The 3719-nt window shown below is 47.8% G+C and carries 4 protein-coding genes; 1 reads left to right on the top strand and 3 read right to left on the bottom strand.

Annotated features, from left to right (window positions below; all coding sequences use genetic code 11):
* Window positions 1-584 (top strand): endonuclease III (gene nth, locus Q0238_RS04765; RefSeq protein ID WP_297943390.1); only part of this gene is annotated, 584 nt, incomplete at its 5' end.
* A gap of 583 nt (window positions 585-1167) precedes the next feature.
* Here the strand turns inward: nth and Q0238_RS04770 are convergent.
* From Q0238_RS04770 to Q0238_RS04780, 3 genes are all read right to left on the bottom strand, one after another.
* Window positions 1168-2445: a M20/M25/M40 family metallo-hydrolase gene (locus tag Q0238_RS04770; protein ID WP_297943392.1), complete on the bottom strand. Its 1278-nt coding sequence runs from the start codon at window positions 2443-2445 to the stop codon at window positions 1168-1170.
* Between the two features lie 235 nt (window positions 2446-2680).
* Entirely contained in the window at window positions 2681-2941 is a 261-nt protein-coding gene (locus Q0238_RS04775) for a cation transporter (RefSeq protein ID WP_297943394.1), read from the bottom strand.
* Window positions 2934-3335 (bottom strand): aryl sulfotransferase, encoded by a 402-nt coding sequence (locus tag Q0238_RS04780; RefSeq protein ID WP_297943396.1) that lies wholly within the window; start codon window positions 3333-3335, stop codon window positions 2934-2936. The genes Q0238_RS04775 and Q0238_RS04780 overlap by 8 nt, the downstream gene beginning before the upstream one ends.
* Window positions 3336-3719 lie beyond the last annotated feature (384 nt).

The raw sequence follows: 3719 nt of genomic DNA on the forward strand, positions 1-3719 counted from the left end.
TCGCGGAAGAGCGCAGCGAGTTGAAATTTAAAGACAACTATCAGCTTTTGGTCTGCGTGATGCTTAGCGCGCAGTGTACCGACAAGCGGGTAAATTTAATCACGCCGCGCTTTTTTGCGGAATTTCCTAGCGTTGCAGAGCTCGCAAAGGCCAATCTGGCAAGCGTAAAGCTGCTAATTAGCTCGTGCAATTTCTACAACAACAAAGCGGTAAATTTAATCAAAATGGCGCAGGCGGTGGTTAGTGATTTCGGCGGCGTCGTGCCGCTTGATGAAGCGGGGCTAAAATCTCTTGCGGGCGTGGGGCAAAAGACCGCTCACGTCGTGCTTTTGGAGGGCGCGGGCGCAAACGTGATGGCGGTGGATACGCATGTCTTTCGCGTCGCGCATCGCCTGGGGCTAAGCCGTGCAAAGACACCCGAGCTTACGGAGCGCGATCTTAGCGAGGCTTTTAAAACAGATCTTGGCAAACTGCACCAAGGTATGGTGCTTTTCGGTCGCTACACCTGTAAGGCGATCAAGCCAAACTGCAAGGAGTGCTTTTTAAACGAGCTGTGCAGCAGCAAGGATAAGAATTTCCCGTAAAATTTTATCCTACAAATGCGAGCTTAAATTTACTGGCTTAAATTTGACGGAATTTTAAAATTTTGATTCTTGGTAGCTGTGTTTATTATGATCTGTATTTTATAAAAATCGCTGCAAATTTTAATCAAATTTGTAATGCAAGAAGCTAAGGCGAAGTATTTTTGTTCTCAACGAGGCAGATTTAAAATTTAAGGGCGGGAGTTACCTAGTTGGTAGTGACCGATTAAAAATTTAAATCCAACGAAGCATGGGGCAACAAGAGACAAGCCGTCACAAGAATTTTAAAGGCGAAGCATCGCGAGATGATTTTGAAAGTTGTGCAGAAAATTTTAATCAAGACTAGGAATAAAGTCCGTCGCAGATTAAAATTTTCAAATTTCTTTCAAAACCAACGTAGCGACGCCGCAAGCGTAATTTCTATAAAGACGCTCAAAAGAGAAACCGCCGTTAAATTTTAAAGGCGAAGTATTTTTTCTTTAGACTAGGCGGAAACGACGGAGGCGAGGGAGCGTATACGCAATACGTGACCGAAGCCGACCGAGTTTCCAACGACGTATAAAGGAAAAAGACAAGCCGTTTCAAGCTACTGAAGCCTAGCGATTATATTTCTCACCACTTCCGCCATCATCTCCACCGACGCTATCTCACAGTGCTCATTCACGGAGTGTGGCGAGTGGATATTAGGTCCTATGGAGCAGGCTTGCAGCTCGGGCTGTTTTGCGACCAGTACGCCGCACTCAAGGCCTGCGTGCACGGCGGCAAATTTAGCCTGCGGCTTTTGTTTTTGCAGTTCTTCAAGCACGAGATGCGCGAAGTCGCTGATGCAAGGCGCCCAGTTCGCCGAGCGGTCGGCTACTCTCACATCAAAGCCCAGCGCGCTAGCTAGCGTAGCGGTCTCAAAGCCCAGATTTTCGAGCCCCTCTCGCTTCATCGCGCGTCCGAAAAAGTCAAACTCGATCACGTCCTCTTTTTGCTTAACGGTTGAGAGATTTATGCTTTCGTTTACCATGCCAAGCTGCGTGTCGTAGCTGCGCACGCCCTGGGCAAAGGAGTTAATTAGCGCTAAAATTTTACCGCTATTTGCCAGCACGTCCGCTTCGCCCTCGCCGAGGCTCTTTACCCACGCCAGGCCGCGCTGCTTTGGTTCATGCGCGCACAGCGCCTTGCACACGGCGTTTGCGGGGATCGAGTTGCTCCTCTCGCCAAAATCCAGGCTGATTAGCTCGCAGCCCTCCTCGGCAAGAAATTTTGCCAGCAGCTTCATCGCGTTTGGGATATTTTTATGTATCTCGTTGCCCGAGTGCCCGCCGCTAAGCCCGGTAACGCCGATCTCGTAAATTTTACCGCTCTTTTTGACGGTCTGCGCGCCGATTTTAGCGCTTACGTTTATGCCGCCGGCGCATCCCAGCGTCACGCGGTCATCTTCTTCGCTGTCTAAATTTAGCAGATTCGGCGATAAAATTTTACCTTTAAAGGCGTTTGCGCCCACGAGCCCGACCTCTTCGTCGTTGGTAAATAGGCACTCTAAATTCGCAAACTCCCGCATCGCACCCATCATCATCGCCACGCCGATGCCATCATCAGCACCCAGAGTCGAGTTTTTCGCCCTTAGGATGCCGTTTTCTTCTATGAGCTCCAAATGCGGCGCCGCGCCCACGCAGACCATGTCGTAGTGGCTTTGCAGGCAGATTTTAGGCTCGCCTTTTACGGCGTGGATATTGCCCGCCTCATCGACGTTTACGCTAAAGCCCCGAGAGCACGCAAAATCCGCCAAAAACTCCCTCATCTGCTCCGTTTCGCAGCTGCAGTGCGGTATCTCGCACAGCTTCTTAAAATCATTCATAACCTCGTTTTTTTGCATGTTTGCTCCTTTTGAATTTACTTTAGCGCGGCGTATCTGCGGCGACACATACCGCTAAATTTAAACGCGACAGCGCCGACATAGCGCTTCCGCAAAATACGCGCAGAATTTCAATCGCGCTAGCTTACGCTGCAGGCAAGCTGCGCAAAATGAAATTTTATGCAAAATCGCATGAATTTTACCGAAATTTAGCAAGAATTTTATTTAAAATTTAGTTCGAATTTTGCCGGGATTTTTATTTTACGATTACGCCTTCATAGCCCGTTTTAGCGATTTCCTCAAGCATCGCGGTCTCGTTTGTATCATCCTTTGCTACGACGGTTGCTGTTTTGCTCTGCTGCGAAACCTTCGCGTTTATCACGCCTGGCGTTTGCAAAAGCGCCTTTCGCACGATCGTAGTACAGAGCGGGCAGTGGATTTTTTCCACGTAAATTTTAACCTCTTTGTCGGCAAAAAGCGCCATAAATCCAAACATCAAAAACAAAATTTTACGCATAAAGCCCTCCTAAAATTTCGGGATATGTAAGCATAAAGGCAAGCAAGGCTCCTAAGAGCGCGTAGATCAGAATCCATTTTTTGCGCCCGCTTTGCAGCGAGCATGCGCGCGGCTTTTTGAAAAAGAAAAATGCAGAAAGCGCGAAGCAAAAAAGCGCTAGCACAGAGAGTGGCGCGCGGTAACCTTCCAGCGCCTCCGCGCCTGAAAAAATGGAAAAGCTCGCGCCGAAAATCAAAAATAAGAGCGCGGGTAGGCAACAAAATGTCGCGGCAATCGCGCTAAAAATCGCGGCGAATATCAGCCACAGACTGCGCGCACAGAAGCAATTTTTGCCAGGATTTTCCCGCTTTTGCACCGAGGTTTCTTGCGCGGAATTTTCTAGTTTGGTTTTCAAATTTTGCCTTTAAGTATAATCTTAATAATCTTGTCGCACCCTCGTCGGCTTTAGGCGTGGAATTTTATCTGCAAATTTTACCGCTACCAAATTTCGCACAGAGTGGCAAAGAGGCGAAATTTTAAATTCTGCAAGCCGTAAATTTCAGAATTTTGCGCGCCGAAAAATTTCAAAATTTTATTCATCTTGGAATTTTAAAATTTCGCCGCTCGCAAAATTCTAAAAAATTTTAAAATTCCACGCCAAATAAAGCGCGGAATTTTTTTCTGATGCAGACGCGGCAGCACGTAGATTAGGCGCGCTTTTACACATCCGCCCAAAGTCGTCTAGCGGGAAGCCTCTCTTGTATACCTACTCAAAAAGCTCAAGTAGTTCGACGTGCCA

Origin of the sequence: uncultured Campylobacter sp., from assembly GCF_938045775.1 — a bacterium.
Lineage (GTDB): Bacteria > Campylobacterota > Campylobacteria > Campylobacterales > Campylobacteraceae > Campylobacter_B.

Excerpts from the sequence above, each read along its gene's own strand:
- Q0238_RS04770 (WP_297943392.1), bottom strand. The coding sequence starts at position 2,445 with ATGCAAAAAAACGAGGTTATGAATGATTTTAAGAAGCTGTGCGAGATA.
- Q0238_RS04775 (WP_297943394.1), bottom strand. The coding sequence starts at position 2,941 with ATGCGTAAAATTTTGTTTTTGATGTTTGGATTTATGGCGCTTTTTGCC.